At 54.9% G+C, this 16,008-nt stretch carries 14 protein-coding genes and 2 pseudogenes; all 16 read left to right on the forward strand.

Features of this window, described 5'->3' with window-relative positions; translation table 11 throughout:
- The first annotated feature begins 242 nt into the window (after positions 1 to 242).
- Complete coding sequence (gene ihfB, locus B3E94_RS14670) at positions 243 to 539, forward strand: integration host factor subunit beta (protein WP_167058638.1); 297 nt, start codon at positions 243 to 245, stop codon at positions 537 to 539.
- A 19-nt stretch (positions 540 to 558) separates the two neighbouring features.
- A complete protein-coding gene (locus tag B3E94_RS14675; RefSeq protein ID WP_286914059.1) occupies positions 559 to 822 on the forward strand; it encodes a LapA family protein in 264 nt (87 codons plus the stop codon).
- 102 nt (positions 823 to 924) lie between these two features.
- Positions 925 to 2,370 (forward strand): annotated as a pseudogene (locus tag B3E94_RS14680) (MBL fold metallo-hydrolase RNA specificity domain-containing protein).
- A gap of 227 nt (positions 2,371 to 2,597) precedes the next feature.
- Entirely contained in the window at positions 2,598 to 3,662 is a 1,065-nt protein-coding gene (locus tag B3E94_RS14685; RefSeq protein WP_286914060.1) for an LPS O-antigen chain length determinant protein WzzB, read from the forward strand.
- Positions 3,663 to 3,940: 278 nt separating this feature from the next.
- Positions 3,941 to 4,477: pseudogene (rfbC, locus tag B3E94_RS14690) on the forward strand (dTDP-4-dehydrorhamnose 3,5-epimerase); the annotation flags it as partial.
- A gap of 72 nt (positions 4,478 to 4,549) precedes the next feature.
- Positions 4,550 to 4,921 (forward strand): sugar 3,4-ketoisomerase, encoded by a 372-nt coding sequence (locus B3E94_RS14695; RefSeq protein WP_286914077.1) that lies wholly within the window; start codon positions 4,550 to 4,552, stop codon positions 4,919 to 4,921.
- Positions 4,914 to 5,384 carry an acyltransferase gene (locus B3E94_RS14700; RefSeq protein WP_286914061.1) on the forward strand — a complete coding sequence of 157 codons (471 nt, stop codon included), beginning with the start codon at positions 4,914 to 4,916 and terminating at the stop codon, positions 5,382 to 5,384. The genes B3E94_RS14695 and B3E94_RS14700 overlap by 8 nt, the downstream gene beginning before the upstream one ends.
- Positions 5,377 to 6,492 (forward strand): DegT/DnrJ/EryC1/StrS family aminotransferase, encoded by a 1,116-nt coding sequence (locus B3E94_RS14705; RefSeq protein ID WP_286914062.1) that lies wholly within the window; start codon positions 5,377 to 5,379, stop codon positions 6,490 to 6,492. The genes B3E94_RS14700 and B3E94_RS14705 overlap by 8 nt, the downstream gene beginning before the upstream one ends.
- The gene (locus B3E94_RS14710; protein WP_286914063.1) at positions 6,492 to 7,772 is read left to right on the forward strand and encodes an O-antigen translocase; all 1,281 of its coding nucleotides are present in this window, start codon (positions 6,492 to 6,494) and stop codon (positions 7,770 to 7,772) included. Before B3E94_RS14705 ends, B3E94_RS14710 begins: the two co-directional genes overlap by 1 nt.
- Complete coding sequence (locus B3E94_RS14715) at positions 7,759 to 8,844, forward strand: glycosyltransferase (protein WP_286914064.1); 1,086 nt, start codon at positions 7,759 to 7,761, stop codon at positions 8,842 to 8,844. Before B3E94_RS14710 ends, B3E94_RS14715 begins: the two co-directional genes overlap by 14 nt.
- 1 nt (position 8,845) lies before the next feature.
- Positions 8,846 to 9,796 carry a glycosyltransferase family 2 protein gene (locus B3E94_RS14720; RefSeq protein ID WP_286914065.1) on the forward strand — a complete coding sequence of 317 codons (951 nt, stop codon included), beginning with the start codon at positions 8,846 to 8,848 and terminating at the stop codon, positions 9,794 to 9,796.
- Positions 9,796 to 10,848 carry an EpsG family protein gene (locus B3E94_RS14725; protein ID WP_286914066.1) on the forward strand — a complete coding sequence of 351 codons (1,053 nt, stop codon included), beginning with the start codon at positions 9,796 to 9,798 and terminating at the stop codon, positions 10,846 to 10,848. The genes B3E94_RS14720 and B3E94_RS14725 overlap by 1 nt, the downstream gene beginning before the upstream one ends.
- Positions 10,849 to 10,898: 50 nt before the next feature.
- A complete protein-coding gene (locus tag B3E94_RS14730; RefSeq protein ID WP_286914067.1) occupies positions 10,899 to 11,804 on the forward strand; it encodes a glycosyltransferase in 906 nt (301 codons plus the stop codon).
- 43 nt (positions 11,805 to 11,847) lie between these two features.
- A complete protein-coding gene (locus B3E94_RS14735; protein ID WP_286914068.1) occupies positions 11,848 to 12,819 on the forward strand; it encodes an NAD-dependent epimerase/dehydratase family protein in 972 nt (323 codons plus the stop codon).
- A 24-nt stretch (positions 12,820 to 12,843) separates the two neighbouring features.
- Entirely contained in the window at positions 12,844 to 13,857 is a 1,014-nt protein-coding gene (locus B3E94_RS14740) for an MraY family glycosyltransferase (protein ID WP_286914069.1), read from the forward strand.
- Between the two features lie 59 nt (positions 13,858 to 13,916).
- A complete protein-coding gene (locus B3E94_RS14745) occupies positions 13,917 to 15,914 on the forward strand; it encodes a polysaccharide biosynthesis protein (RefSeq protein WP_286914070.1) in 1,998 nt (665 codons plus the stop codon).
- The last annotated feature ends 94 nt before the right edge of the window (positions 15,915 to 16,008 follow it).

Raw genomic sequence — 16,008 nt, forward strand, 5'->3', positions numbered from 1 at the left:
GTTCTGTTTGATCGGTAAAAAAGGGTGGCCTTCGGGCCACCCTTTTTTTATGCCCGAATTTCTCTTGCTCCTGCGCCGCTGCTGGCGGGAGCTGGCTTGCCGTCCATGGTCGCGCTGTTATTTCTTCAGGTGGCGTTCTTGAATTTTTTTATTAAGTCAAGATCCACCCTGTTCAAATCCCTCCGAGCGTGCTACAAACTGATTAAGCAATGATCTAGCTGCTTGATAACGAAGGGAAAAATATGACGAAGTCGGAGCTGATCGAACGTATTGTCACCCATCAAGGGCTGCTCTCGTCCAAGGATGTGGAGCTGGCCATCAAGACCATGCTTGAACAGATGTCCCAATGCCTGGCCACTGGCGATCGTATCGAGATCCGTGGTTTTGGCAGCTTTTCCTTGCACTATCGCGCACCGCGCGTGGGGCGCAACCCCAAGACCGGTCAGTCGGTTGAGCTCGAAGGGAAGTTCGTGCCGCACTTCAAGCCGGGCAAGGAGCTGCGTGACCGGGTCAATGAAGAAGAACACGAACACCTCTGAGCCATGAAGGAGCAGTCTGATGCGTAACCTCAAGCGCGCCCTGGCGGCGTTGTTCGTGCTGCTGTTGGCGGCTGTGGTGCTGTTCTTCGTGCTGGAGAACCAGCAGGCAGTATCGCTGGTGCTGTTCGGCTGGTCGGCACCGGCGTTGCCCGTGGCCGTGCCTGTGCTCGCTGCCTTGATTGTAGGGTTGGCGGTAGGGCCGCTGCTGGGGGCTTACGGCGTGCAGCGCAGCAAGCGCAAGATTCGCGCCTCGGCACGTCAGGCAGCATTGAGCGGCAGCTGATGAAAATTCCTACGCCTTTGTAGGGATACCTCACCTATGCGTGCGCCCGTCGAAATGGAGTAATACGCACTTCATTTCCGGCCTTGGCGAGTGCGCAGCAGCATGGAGTTTCCCGCCCTTTCCCATCATGGTGGTACCCGAAGCGTCACGGGTTCGTGCCATCAACTCCATCTCGACCCGACTACCAGCCTGCTGATCGATTGTGGTCTAAAGCAGGGTGTTGATGTTACTCCAGCATCAGAAGTTGCCCCCATCGGCTTTGGTATAGCCGGTATCAAGGCGTTGATCGTCACCCACGTTCACCTCGATCATGTTGGTCGTATTCCGGCCTTGCTGGCTGCCGGATATCGCGGGCCCATCCTGTGTAGCGAACCGTCGGCCAAGCTACTGCCGCTTGTGCTTGAGGATGCCTACAAGCTCGGTATCAGTGCCGACCCCGTTTAGGTCGATCGATACCTCACGCTGCTGCAGCGGCTGATCGTGTCGCTGCCGTTCGAGCAGTGGCATTGCCTTGTCGATCAGGAAGGCGTTGCGTGCTCCATTCGTTTGCAGCGCGCTGGCCACTTGCTTGGCTCCGCCTATGTGGAGTGCGACGTCCGCTATCCGGGAATCGAACCCGGCACCCGCGTTGTGTTCTCGGGCGATCTCGGGGCGCCCCACAACCCATTGCTGCGCCCGGTGCGGCCACCAGAGCGGGCTGATCTCCTGGTACTGGAGAGTACTTACGGTGACCGGCTGCATCCCGAGCGCAGTGACCGACAGCAGCGCCTTGAGGCCGTTATCGATCGCGCTCTGGCTGACAATGGCACCATTCTTATTCCTGCCTTCAGCCTTGGGCGTACTCAGGAGTTGCTATATGAGATCGAGGATATCCTCCATCGCAAATCCCTTTTGGGGCAGGGTCGGCAGGTACAGGGGGATGATCCGCTGGGGCTGGACTGGTCGCGATTGCCGGTCATTCTCGACTCGCCTTTGGCTCAGCGCATTACCCGGGCTTACAGCGAGCTGCACGCGTACTGGAATTGCGAGGCCAGGCAACGGCTGGGGGAGGGGCGGGATCCGCTCGGTTTCGGGCAGCTGGTTTGCGTGGATACCCATGCCGCGCATCAGCGGGTGGTCAATTATCTCAAGAGTACCGGGCGGCCAGCCATCGTCATTGCCGGGAATGGGATGTGCTCGGGTGGGCGGATCGTAAATTACCTCAAGGCGATGTTAAGTGATCCGCGGCATGAGTTGGTGTTCGTTGGGTATCAGGCGAAAGGCACCCCAGGGGCTTTGATGCAGCGGGGTGAAGGGGCGCAGGGTTTTGTACAGCTTGATCTGGATGGTCATAGGTATGAAGTTCGCCTCAAAGTCATGACCTTGGGTGGCTATTCTGCGCACGCCGATCAAGCTGGATTGGTCGAATTTGCCACCAGCGGTGCCGCGACGGCGCAAAGGGTGGTGCTGGTGCATGGCGAGCTTGAGGCTAAGCGGTCGTTGGCAAGTGCTATTCAGCACGCTGCTGGGCGACTGGGTTTTTGCGTGGAGGTCGACGTCGCTAAATAAGGTCTGGACGAAGTGAGCGCTGGCTGTCGGAATCAAGGGAACTTATCGATATGGCTCCCCTCTACTGCGGCTAATGCTAAAGCGATACCACTGCATGTTAGCATTAGGCCGCTAAGCTTTACGGGTGCGCCAGATGCTGACCTTTTGCGAGGGCGATGATGGATCGTTGCCCTGCTCTGGTATGCCAAAACCAAAAACTTCGTCAGACGCAAGGAATAAAATAAGACATGCGCAATGATTTTGAGCGCCCGAGTAATGCTGGTGATGAGGTGGACCTCATCGAGTTTATCCGAGGGGTGTGGGGGCAGAAAATACTCATTGCAGCGGTTGCTCTGGTGGTCACTGTACTGGCGGCGGTCTACGTGTCGGTAGCGAAGCCTGTTTATGAGGCGCAGGTCGGGGTGGTGTCCCCGATGAACAGTGAAATTGCTGAGTTGAATTACGGCCGGACGCGCGCATCGGAGCTTGAGTCCTATTCGGTCAACCAGGTGTACGATGTTTTTTTGCAGCACCTGCGCGGTGAAGAGCTGCGGCGCAATTTTTTTGAAGAAGTGGTTCGGCCAACGCTGCACGCCACTGACGATCCTTCTACCTTGGCCCAGTTGTACCGTGCCTTTGATTCTTCGATCGACATCATCATCGATTCGGGAGGCAGCTCCCGACGAGCGACAGTCTCCATAAGGCATGCTGATCCAGCAGTGGCGGCAAAATGGGCAACCGAGTTCGTTCGCAGGGCGGGCATTGCTGCGCGTGAAGAGGTTATTGCCGGAGCATCGAAGGAGGCATTTGTGCGCGCGCGTAGCCTTCAGCGCCAGATTGAAGCCTACAGGGATAATGGTGTGCGCTCGAGGGAAGACAAGATTGCACGGTTGCAGGAAGCCTTGCGCATCGCCGAGTCTATTGGTCTCGACAACCCACCCATCATCAAGGGTTCTCTGGCATCGGAGATCTCGTCGCGAATGGACGGCGAGTTGACCTACATGCGCGGTACCAAGGCCCTGAGGGCGGAAATAGCCGGTCTGCAGGGGCGAGCCTCGGATGATCCCTACATTGATAACTTGCGTAGCCTGCAGGTGACCCAAAAGCTTTACGATGACATCAGTGCCCATCAGGTCAAGATAGCGGTCTACAGGGTCGATGGGGATGCAGAGGAGCCCGACTCGCCAATCAAGCCGCGCAAGGTTCTGGTGATGGCTGCAGCCGTCGCGGGCGGGTTGTTTTTGGGTGTGATACTGGCGATGTTTCGCGTTCTCGTTCTCCGCCAGCGACGTCCGGTCGTGCAGGATGATTGACTAAGGTATTGATCGCTGTTGATATTTGACGGTTAATGGGCTGATGTAGCGCGAGTATTGATCTCTGCGTGGCTTCAGCGTTTTCTGCCCGTGCCGGTGGGTGATTGCCTACCGGCCAACTGCTGTCACTTTCGATGCAGGACCGGTTGATGTCACGCTCCTCTCTCGGGCGTAAGTTCTCGCGTGACCTCAAGGCCATTTTGATCTGCGTGCTTGTAAAACGTAGCCTGGAGCGCCGGCCGCTACAGGAATTTTTATCTGTAATCTAAGGGCTTCTCATGAAATTAACCCAAACGGCCATTCCTGATGTAGTGATCGTGGAGCCTGCTGTTTTCAAGGACGATCGGGGATGGTTCATGGAGAGTTTCAATGAGCCTCGCTTCCATGCCGAACTCGCTGAGTTGGGCCTGGAAGCTCCCCGCGCGTTTGTTCAGGATAATCACTCCTGTTCCAGCAAGGGTGTGCTCCGTGGCCTCCACTTTCAGGCCGCGCCTTATTCACAGGGCAAGCTGGTCCGTGTCGTCAAGGGTGCAGCCTTTGACGTAGCGGTTGACATCAGGCCAGGTTCGCCTACAGCAGGTCAGTGGGTTGGTGTTGAGCTGAGTGAGCAGAACAATCGAATGCTGTGGATCCCGGAAGGGTTCGCACATGGGTTCGTTGCCTTGGAGGATGACACGCATTTCCTCTACAAAACGACGGATGTCTACAATAAGGCGTCCGAAGGCAGCATCCGCTGGGACGATCCGGATCTTGCAATCGACTGGCCGCTTTCGTCTGACTTGAATGTCAGCGGCAAAGATCAGGAAGCGCAGAGCTATGCAGCATTCATGGGGCGTCATGTTACTCCGGTCGGAGAGCGTACTAACGAGCTGATGCAATTTTCCGTGATGGGGGATGAGCGAGGTTCACTGGTCGCGCTACAAGCAAATGACAATATTCCCTTTGCGTTTCAGCGAGTCTATTACCTTGCCAATACCAAGCCCGGTGTCTCGCGAGGCTTTCATGCACATCGACAACTGAAGCAGATGGCAATTTGCGTTGCCGGGCGCTGCAGAATGGTAATGGATGATGGTGTTGCGCGCGTTGAGTACTGGCTTGACGCCGTTGATAAAGGCATTCTTATTCCTCCCATGGTCTGGCACGAGATGCATGATTTTAGCAGCGATTGTGTGCTGTTGGTGCTGGCCGATGCGCATTACGATGAGTCTGACTATGTACGTAGCTACGCGGAATTCAAAGAGATGATTGAAAATGCCTAAAATTCATCCACTGGCGGATGTTTCGAGTGACTCCGTAGGAAAGGGGACTCGAGTATGGCAATTCGTTGTTATTCTGGCCGGGGCGAAAATTGGACAGGATTGCAATATCTGTGCGCACTCTCTGATTGAGGGTGACGTCATTGTGGGTGATCGAGTGACCGTCAAATCGGGGGTTTTTCTCTGGGACGGCACGCGTGTTGCCGATGATGTTTTTATTGGTCCGAATGCGACCTTCACCAATGATCCGCTGCCTCGGTCGAAGGCCTACCCAGAGGTGTTTAAAGGGATTACCCTCGAAAAAGGCTCCAGCATAGGTGCCAATGCGACGATTCTGCCCGGCGTACGAGTCGGCGAATACGCGATGGTTGGTGCGGGTGCGGTAGTGACTAAAGATGTTCCACCCTATGCAGTCGTGGTTGGAAATCCAGCTCGCGTAATCAGGATGATGGATAAGAATGATTAAGTTTCTTGACCTACAGGCAGTTAATGCTCAGTACCGTGAAGCCTTGATTAAGGCATGTGCCGATGTTGTGGACTCCGGCTGGTATATCATGGGCGAGCAACTCTCAAAGTTTGAGTCCGAGTTTTCTGATTATTGCGGAACTGCCCATTGCGTCGGTGTGGCCAACGGGCTTGATGCGCTGATACTGACGTTGCGTGCCTGGAAGCTTCTGGGGCGAATTGCCGAGGGCGACGAGGTATTGGTTCCGGCAAACACTTACATTGCCAGTATTCTTGCCATTACCGAAAACGGACTGGTACCTGTGCTGGTGGAGCCGCAGGCGGCCAGCTTCAACATTGGCGTTGAAAACCTGCGTAGCGCGATCACGCCTCGGACGCGTGTTATCTTGCCGGTGCATCTCTATGGGCGTTTGGCGGATATGCGATCCATCAAAGCCTTCGCCGAAGAGTTTGGCCTTCTGGTTCTCGAGGATTCTGCACAATCCCATGGTGCCATGCTGGATGGCCGGCGCGCAGGTGCATGGGGGGACGCGTCGGGTTTCAGTTTCTATCCGGGCAAGAATCTGGGGGCATTGGGAGATGCGGGCGCTGTAACAACCAATGATGATGCCCTTGCAGAAGCGTTGCGTGCACTGAGGAACTACGGTTCCGAAGCAAAGTACAAAAACATGTACCAGGGTGTTAATAGCCGCCTGGATGAAATGCAAGCGGCACTGCTGCGGGTGAAGCTGCAGTATCTGGACGGCGAGACCGCCTATCGTCAAGCAGTTGCTCAACGTTACCTGCAAGGCATCAACAACCCCGAAATCATGCTACCAGGCTCCGGCGAGCCAGGGCAGCACGTATGGCATTTGTTTGTAGCGCGCACAGCACATCGCCAGGCGCTACAGGAGCATTTGGCTGCCTTGGGCGTGCAAACACTGATTCACTATCCCATTCCGCCTCATCGTCAGCAAGCGTACCCAGAACTTAATCATTTGAACTTTGAGTTCACCGAGCGGTTGCATGACGAGGTGATCAGTTTGCCAATGGGGCCAACGATCAGTGAGCAAGAGATTGATCGCGTGATCGAGGCGTGTAACGCATTCCGGCCTCCGGTGCGCCGTTGATGTCACTTGTTAAAACCAGTGTCCTCAATGGTATTGCGGTCTTGGTCAAGATGGTGACCTTGTTCGGTTTGAACAAGGTCTTGGCGGTCTATGTAGGGCCTGCAGGCTACGCCGCAATTGGTCAATTGCAAAATGCGCTCACAATGATAACAACGCTATCGAGTGGCGCCGTCAATACCGGAGTAACCAAATACACAGCAGAGTATGCCGACGATCTCACGCAGCAATCCAGGGTGTGGCATTCTGCAAGTGCGCTGGCGCTGACCGGCTCATTGATAGTGGCGGTGCTGGTCGCGCTGTTCAGTGGCAAGTTGGCATCGTATTTTTTTCACGACAGTGCGTTGCGTGGTGTGTTTTTGTGGGTTGCAGTATCGTTGATATTCTTTACCTTCAATGCGCTGCTTCTTGCCATTCTCAATGGGCGTAAGGAAATTGCTCGTTTTGTTGCCTCTAATATTGTAGGCAGCGTGGTTTCATTGGCGGTCACCGCTTGCCTGGCCTACGCGTATGGACTCTACGGCGCTTTGATTTCAATTGGCATTTGTCAGGCAATCATTTTTTTCGCTACCGTGTTTGTGTGCCGGAAAGCAGAGTGGCTGAAGCCGAGATTGCTCTTCGGTCGGTGGGAACCCGCCATTCTCCGTGATCTGGGTAAGTTTGCGGCGATGGCAGTCACCACTGCGGTTTGCCTGCCGGTTGCACAGGTATTGATACGAAATCATCTCATACAGGATTTTGGGGTTGAAGCCGCAGGTTATTGGGAGGCCATCTGGCGACTCAGTAGTGCCTATTTGATGATGGTGACGATGACCCTGAGTGTCTATTACCTGCCGAGACTTTCCGAGTTGAAGGGGGTGAAGGCGATCTTTCAGGAAGTCAGGTATGGTTATCTGTTGATTTTGCCGCTGGCGGTCGTATGTTCAGTTGCCGTGTATCTGATGCGGGACTTCATCATTCAATTACTGTTCACCCGCGATTTCCTGCCCATGCGCGAGCTTTTTGCCTGGCAGTTGATTGGCGATGTCATGAAGGTGGGAAGTTGGATATTGGCGTTTGTCATGCTGGGCAAAGCCATGTACAAGCTTTACATCATCAGCGAGATAGTCTTCGCCGCCTTGTTCTATGGATTGACCGTATGGTTTACCAAGGATTACGGCCTGGAAGGTGTGGTTAAGGCCTATGCCATCAACTATTTGATCTACTGGATTATCATGGCAGTGGGTGTCGCAGTCGTTCTAGGTCGGTCTGCGCAAGGCCAGCAACTCGGTGAAGGTCGATAAAGTGGATGATAAGTTGAAAATCGCGATTCCCGTACTGGCGTTCTCATCCGCGGGCGGCATGCGAGTGCTTTCTCGTTTGGCAGATACCTTCATTTCGCAAGGGCACGAGGTGGTGTTTTTTTCTTCCCACCTGATCAATCAGCCTTATTACCCAACCCGCGCAAAGATTGAGACCTATCGCAATCCGTTCCCTTACATGCCAGGGGTTCGCGGCCTCTTTAACTTGCTCGGCATGTTGCTCTTCGTGCTGCGCAACCGGCACCGGTTCGATGTGTTTTTGGCAAACTTCTATTTGACCGTGTTTCCGGTTTTTTTGGGTGCGCTGGGTACTTCAAAGGCTTGGTATTACATTCAGGCGTATGAGCCGGAGTTTTACCCAGGGCGGTCGCCGGGGGCGCTGCTTTCACGGTGCCTTGCCGGTTTGACGTATTTGTTGCCATTGCGAAAGATCGTGAATGGCGGCATTTATCGACGCTACAAGTTGCTCAAGTGTGAATCGGTCATTGAGCCTGGTATAGATCTTGATATCTTTGTTCATCAGCCCGCTGCCGTTACGGAGCCAGAAATTGTAGTCGGGTGTATTGGCAGAAAGCTGGTCTGGAAGGGCACGCGAGAAATCATAGAGGCCGTCGGGCGTGTCAGGCATTTGACCGGGCGTAACCTGGTACTGAACATTGCGTTTGAGCTACCCGTCGGTGTTGACCTCGCCCAGCATGAGTACGCCCGACTTTCTCAGCCGCACGGGGACCACGCGTTGGCGGCTTTCTACAGGCAGGCTGAAGTTTTTGTTGCAACGGGTTTACTTCAGGATGGAGCCTTTCATTATCCGTGCCTGGAAGCCATGGCCAGCGGATGTACGGTAATTTCCAATTATGGTCCGGCAACGGCGTCGTCTGCCCTGTGTGTCGAAAAAGTCGACACGGACGTCATTGTGGACGGGTTGCTTCGATACCTGAAGCTAACGGATAACGAGCGCCAGGCGATGCTTCAGTCTGCATCGAAAGTGGTTGTCAATCATTCGTGGCCCATCATTGCAGCCAGGATGCTGGCCTATTTCAGGGAGCGTACTTGAGATGTTTGAAGGAAAAGAGGCCGGCGCTATGAATGGCGGCCCGCTGGAAAGCCAGGTAGGTGCGGTCGTCGTGTTGTACCAACCGGACCTCGCATTGTTGGAGCGCCTGATCGCTTGCGTCGTAGATCAGGTTTACAGGGTGTACGTCATTGATAACACCCCTGACGCGTCGCCCATGCACTATGGGCAACTGCTCGAAAGTCAGAACATTGTTTACCTGTCCCTGGAAGGAAACAGGGGGATCGCGACGGCGCACAACCACGGAATATCGTTGGCGAAAGCGGATGGGTTGACCCACGTGCTGCTGATGGACCAAGACAGCGAGCTCGAACCTCACACGGTAGAGCGGTTATTGGCGAGCGAGTCTCGACTTCTTGCTTCAGGCGTCAAGGTGGCCGCCGTTGGGCCGGTCTTTGTCGATGAGAAAACCGGTGATGCGGCGCCAGCCATCGAGCGCACGGCATTTGGCTCCAAGAAACACAAGATTGATCTGGCAGGCAGCGAACCTGTCAAGTCCACCTACATCATTGCTTCAGGCTCCCTGATTCGTATCGATGTGCTGGATGAAATCGGGGGTATGCGTGACGACTTGTTCATCGATTGGGTGGACATCGAGTGGGGAGAGCGAGCCTCTCAATCCGATTTTTATTGCTATCTCGTCCCTCATGTAAAGATGAAGCACAGTATTGGCGACGAGTTTGTCAGCATCCTGGGGCGACGCATAACGTTGCACTCGGACTTTCGTAACTACTTCATTGTGCGCAACGCTGCATTTCTGGCGCTGTGGAGCGATTTGTCGCTGGTGACCCGCTTTCAGATGTTGAGAAAGCTGCCGTACTATATTACCTGCTATTCATGGTATTCCTCTCGGCGCGCCTATGCATTGGGTCTGCTCCTTTCGGCGGTTAAGGATGGCGTGTTGAAAAATATGGGCAAAGGGCGCTTTAGTTGATGGTCTACATTGTTGCATTCGTTGCAACTGCCCTGATGGCAATGACCGACTTCTTTTCAAAAAATCGATCGGTCAAAGCCGTCGTGGTGCTGTGTTTTGCAGTGATGTGCGTCATGTATGGTCTGTTGGCGGGCCTGCGGGCGCCAACCGTTGATCCTGACTATGTCAATTACCTGAGTTGGTTGGGCCGGCTTGATAATGAGCCGTCATTGGTGATGACGGAGTTCAAGGATCCTGGTTTTCAATTGCTATATCTGTGTGTCAGTGCTCTGGGGCTGGGGCACCTGTTCTTTTTCACGCTGATTGCATTGCTGTCTTTGGCGTTCAAAGCCTTCTATGCGCGGCAAGTATTTGCCGGGCGTTTTGCCATGCTCGTGTTCTTCATGATCTTTGCACGCTTCTACATCGTTCATGATTTCATACAGATTCGCGTCGGCCTGGCGATTGCCGTGGCGTCCTCGGCCATGATCCTTTGTTATGATCAGCGGCGGTTCATGGCGGTGGCGTTGTACCTGCTGGCCCTGAGTTTTCATGCTGCCGTTCTCGCGATGTTGCCATTCTTTCTGCTGTTCCTGATCAGGCAGTACTCCATCTCGCGTTTCTTGCAGATAGCGATTCTGGCCGGGGCGTTCCTGTTTCTCTGGTGCTTGCCGTTGGCTGTTTCCCACTTGAGCCTGTTCAGTCGTATCGCACCGTATCTGTCGGGTGATTACCACACGACACAGATATCGCTGTTTTCCATCTATTTCCTGGTTCGTTTTTGTTTCGCCATGTTCTTGATCGGGGTCGTTTATTCTTCTCTTAATGACTTCGAGCGGTTTCTGTTATTAATGTCAGTTGTTGGCCTGGCCTTCCAGATCGCATTCTCTTGGAATGATGCATTGGGCCTGAGGCTGGCAGAGGTGTTCGGTTTCTTCGATATGGCGATGCTGTGCCTCTTGCTGCGGTATTTGAACTTCAATAGCCGCTTGCTGTTTTTTTTGGGCATGGTGATGCTCGCGGCTGTTTTTTATGCGTCTTCATTGAAGCTGGTAGGGCCGTATGCTGTTTAATGGCATGAGCGTAGGCGTGGTGCGGATGGTTTCGTCTAAAAGGATTACTAATGCCTAAGTGTCTAGTGTTGCTGGCGGCCTATAATGGAATGGCTTATATACAAGAGCAAATGAGCACTATTCTCCAGCAGGAAGGCGTGCAGGTTGATGTCGTTGTCAGTGTTGATCGATCAGACGACGGCACTGAAGCGTGGGTAGAGGCGTTGGCGATGGAAGAGCAACGCGTGCACATGCTTGAAGCCGGCCAGCGCTTTGGTGGTGCGGCGAGGAACTTTTTCAGGCTGTTGGATGAAGCGTGTTTTGATGGCTACGATTTTATTGCATTTGCCGATCAGGATGATATTTGGCATCCACAGAAACTCTGGCATGCCTGCACCGTCATGGCAGAACACCAAGTAGACGCGTATTCATCTGATGTTCTTGCATTCTGGCCTGATGGCCGGGAAGTGATGGTTCGCAAATCCCAGCCTCAGGTTGCCCATGATTACCTGTTCGAGGCCGCAGGCCCAGGCTGTACCTATGTCTTGAGTCGTCGTTTGGCTGAAGCGGCGAAGGAAAGTATTCGGCGCCATGGCGCGGCGATGTGGCAAGTGGCTTTGCATGATTGGTATGTCTATGCCTACGCGCGCGCCAACGGGTTCACATGGTTCATTGATAACCAAGCCTTCATGCGTTACCGCCAACACGGCCGTAACCAGATTGGCGTCAACAGCGGTGTCACTGCGTTCAAAGCTCGCGTCAAACAAGTTTTTGATGGTTGGTGGCTGGGTCAATCGAAATTGATTTCAAATCTGGTTGGCCTGGGTGCTGATCCGTTCGTTGTCTCCTGGCATGATCTGGGCCGCAGTGGTTTGCTGCGGCTTGCGGCCAGTTGCCTTTCATGCAGAAGGCGGCCGCGTGACAAAATCATGTTTGCGTTGTTGTGTCTCGGGCTTGCGGCTCGAGGTAGCAGATGACCATGTTTTATCTGGGCGCTAAGTCGGCGTGGGAGGGAAAGTGATGCCTCAATCCTTGCAGGTATTGGTCACTGGCGCATCAGGTTTCGTTGGCAAGCAGTTGTGTCACGATTTGGTCGAAGGTGGATGCGCTGTCAAAGCTGCCATGCGCAAGTTGCCCGCCCACCCCGTTGCAGGCGAGCCGTTGATCGTTGACCTGAGCGACAGCGATGCGATGAGCGTTGCGATGAGGGATGTCGACGTTGTCGTGCATCTCGCGGCAAGAGCCCACGTGCTTGATGACCGATCATCCGACCCTTTGGCTGCATTTCGCCAGGCGAACGTTGCAACCTCATTGTCCGTCGCTCGTAGCGCCATCGCTGCAGGTGTGAAACGGTTCATATTCGTCAGCTCAATCGGGGTCAATGGTGCAGAAACCACCGGCCTGCCATTTTCCGAATCAATGCAGCCTCAACCGCATGCGCTCTATGCCGTTTCCAAGCTGGAAGCGGAACAGCAGCTTGAAGCGCTATTTGCGGGGTGCAGTACGGAGTTGGTGATCATCCGCCCGCCACTGGTTTATGATGCCGCCGCGCCGGGCAACTTCTCGCGTCTCCTCTGGCTGGTAGGGAAGCAATGGCCTTTACCCTTCGCTTTTCTGAATAACCGCCGCAGTATGGTCTCCCTGGGTAATCTTACAAGCTTCATCCACTTGGCGATCAAGCATGAAAGAGCCGCCGGAGAGCTGTTCGTTATCGCTGATGGTGAGAGTTTATCCACTCGGCAAATAGTGCAATGCCTGGCATTCGGTATGGGGTATCGCGCCAGATTATTTTTTGTGCCGCGATTTGCCCTGAGCGGTCTATTGCGGCTGGTAGGTCGACGTCACATCTTCAGTCAACTTTATGGCTCACTGGAGGTTGATACGAGCAAGGCTGAACGCGTGCTTGGGTGGGTTCCGCCAGAGACGCCTCGGCAGGCGTTGGCAGCGGCCGGAAGGCGCTTCAAAGAGCAATCTGCTTACACTGGACGATAATCTTCAATTGGACCTCAAGATCACATGAGTAAGATGGCTATTGCTCTGTTAACGCTGCTGGTTTCTTTTTTCCTCACTGCTGTCGTGAGAAAAATGGCAATCGCCAAGAGCGTCATGGATATCCCGAATGCGCGCAGCTCGCACACGATCCCGACGCCAAGAGGCGGTGGTGTTGCCATTGTCTTTGCATTTCTCGCGGCCTCAGTCGGTTCTTATGCCTTCGGCTTGATGCATGCAGACATGGCGATCGGGATGATCGTTGCTGGTGCAGGCATTGCGCTCATCGGTTTTTTTGATGATCTAGGTCATATAGCTGCACGATGGCGGCTGCTGGGGCATTTTTGCGCCGCGGCCTGGTTTGTCTGGATGCTCGGAGGCATGGCCCCAATAACCATTTTTGGGCAAGAGCTGGCCTTGGGATTGGTGGGTAGCGTGCTGGCGGTGTTCTATGTCGTCTGGATGCTCAATCTTTACAACTTCATGGACGGCATCGATGGCCTCGCCAGTACCGAGGCCATTACGGCCTGCTTTGGCATGGCTCTGCTGTCAGCCTTGGCGGGTTTTCCGCAATTGGTGACATTGCCTTTGCTGCTGGCGGCGGCTACTGCCGGCTTCCTGCTGTGGAACTTCCCGCCGGCGAAGATCTTCATGGGCGATGCGGGCAGCGGTTTTCTTGGCATCGTGCTGGCCGGGCTTTCCCTTCAAGCGGCCTGGGCTTCATCCCAGCTCTTTTGGGGCTGGCTAATTCTGCTGGGCGTGTTCGTGGTCGATGCCACCTTTACTCTGATCCGCCGCCTGCTACGCGGAGACAAGGTTTACGAAGCGCACCGCAGTCATGCCTATCAGTTCGCCTCGCGTCACTATGGCAAACACCTGCCTGTAACGTTGGCCGTGATGGCGCTCAATGTGTTCTGGCTGCTACCTGTGGCATTGTGCGTGGTGCTGCTGGGCCTGGATGGCGCGCTGGGTCTGTTGATTGCCTATGTGCCGTTGGTGCTGCTGGCCGTGCGCTGGCGTGCCGGTGAACTGGAACACTAGCTAAAGTGATATGAATAAATGCAGTAGGCGTGTCAGTTTGGAATGACTTCAGAGGTGTTATGGATAAGCTGCGCACAAGATTGCTGGGATTGCCTCGTCGCCACAAGCGACTGATTCAGGTGGCGACGGACGTCGTCCTGGTCTGGTTCGCCCTGTGGATGGCGTTCGTCGTACGCTTGGGGATTGATGAGCTGGCCAACCCGGTGCGCGATCACACGTGGCTGTTCATCTGCGCGCCCATAGTGGCGATCCCCTTGTTCATCCGGTTCGGCATGTACCGTGCCGTAATGCGCTATTTCGGCAATGATGCGCTGATCGCAATCATCAAAGCCGTTACCTTGTCGGCATTGATCCTCGGTTTCATCATCTACTGGGCGAGCAATCACCAGAACGTCGTACCGCGCTCGATCACCTTCAACTACTGGTGGTTGAGCATGATCATGGTCGGTGGTCTGCGGCTCGCCATGCGCCAGTACTTCCTGGGCGACTGGTTTGCCACTGCGGTTCAGCATGTGCCATTCGCCAGCCGCGATGATGGGCTGCCCAGGGTTGCCATCTATGGGGCCGGGGCTGCTGGTAACCAACTGGTAGCAGCGCTGCGGATGGGCAAAGTCATGCGCCCGGTTGCGTTCATCGACGACGACCCGAGTATCACCGACCGAGTGATAGCGGGCCTGCAGGTCTATCCGCCGGAGAAGTTGCAGCAGATGATCGACTCGACCGGTGCCCAGGAAATTCTCTTGGCCCTGCCGTCTGTCAGCAGAAGCCGTCGTCGCGAGATCCTCAACCTGCTCGAAGGTTATCCCCTGCACGTGCGAAGCGTTCCGGGCTTCATGGACCTCGCCAGCGGCCGGGTCAAGGTCGATGACATTCAGGAAGTGGACATCGCCGACCTGCTCGGGCGCGATGCAGTGCCTGCTCACCATGACTTGCTGGAACATTGCATCGTCGATCAGACGGTCATGGTCACAGGTGCTGGCGGTTCCATCGGTTCCGAACTGTGCCGCCAGATCCTGGGGCAAGCGCCGCGCACCTTGCTGTTGTTCGAACACAGTGAGTTCAACCTGTACAGCATTGCCAGCGAACTCGAGGGGCGTATTGCGCGCGAAGGGTTGGCGGTGCAATTGCTGCCGATCCTGGGCTCGGTGCGTGACCAGGCCAAGATGCTCGACATCATGCATGCATGGCAGGTGGATACGGTTTACCACGCTGCAGCTTACAAGCATGTTCCGATGGTCGAGCACAACATCGCCGAAGGCGTGCTCAACAATGTCATCGGCACCTTGCACACCGCCCAGGCCGCCCTGCAGGCCGGTGTGGCCAACTTCGTGCTGATCTCCACGGACAAGGCGGTCCGCCCAACCAATGTCATGGGTAGCACAAAGCGCCTGGCTGAAATGGTGTTGCAGGCCTTGAGCCGCGAACTGGCACCTGTGCTGATGGGCGATTCGGGCAATGTTTCTCAGGTCAACAAGACCCGCTTCACCATGGTGCGCTTTGGCAATGTCCTGGGTTCATCGGGCTCCGTGATTCCGCTGTTCCACACGCAGATCAAGGCCGGTGGGCCGTTGACCGTGACTCACCCCAAGATCACCCGGTATTTCATGACCATCCCCGAGGCAGCACAGTTGGTCATCCAGGCCGGTTCGATGGGGCAGGGCGGTGATGTATTCGTTCTGGACATGGGGGAGCCGGTCAGAATCGTGGAGCTGGCGGAAAAAATGATTCACTTGTCGGGCTTCAGCATTCGTTCCGAGCGCAATCCGCATGGTGATATATCCATCGAGTTCACCGGCCTGCGCCCGGGCGAAAAGCTTTATGAAGAGCTGCTGATTGGTGAGAATGTATTGGCCACCCGTCATCCAATGATCATGAGTGCCAATGAAGACTACTTGTCGTGGGACGTGTTGAAACAGCGCATCGATGCGCTGATTGCGGCAATCGCTGTCGATGATTTCAAGACCGTCCGCCAATTGTTGAGAGACACCGTGAGCGGTTATACGCCCGGTGGCGAGATTGTCGACTGGCTTTATCAGCGTCGACGTCTGGAGCCCTGATGGGTTGCAGGGGCAGTTACATAAAGGAAGTGTCGTACTTCATGTGCGATGAACGAAATATGAAATTCAAACTTCTCGAGGTTTGAATCAGTAC

Source organism: Pseudomonas sp. UBA6315 (assembly GCF_002438125.1).
Lineage (GTDB): Bacteria > Pseudomonadota > Gammaproteobacteria > Pseudomonadales > Pseudomonadaceae > Aquipseudomonas > Aquipseudomonas faucium.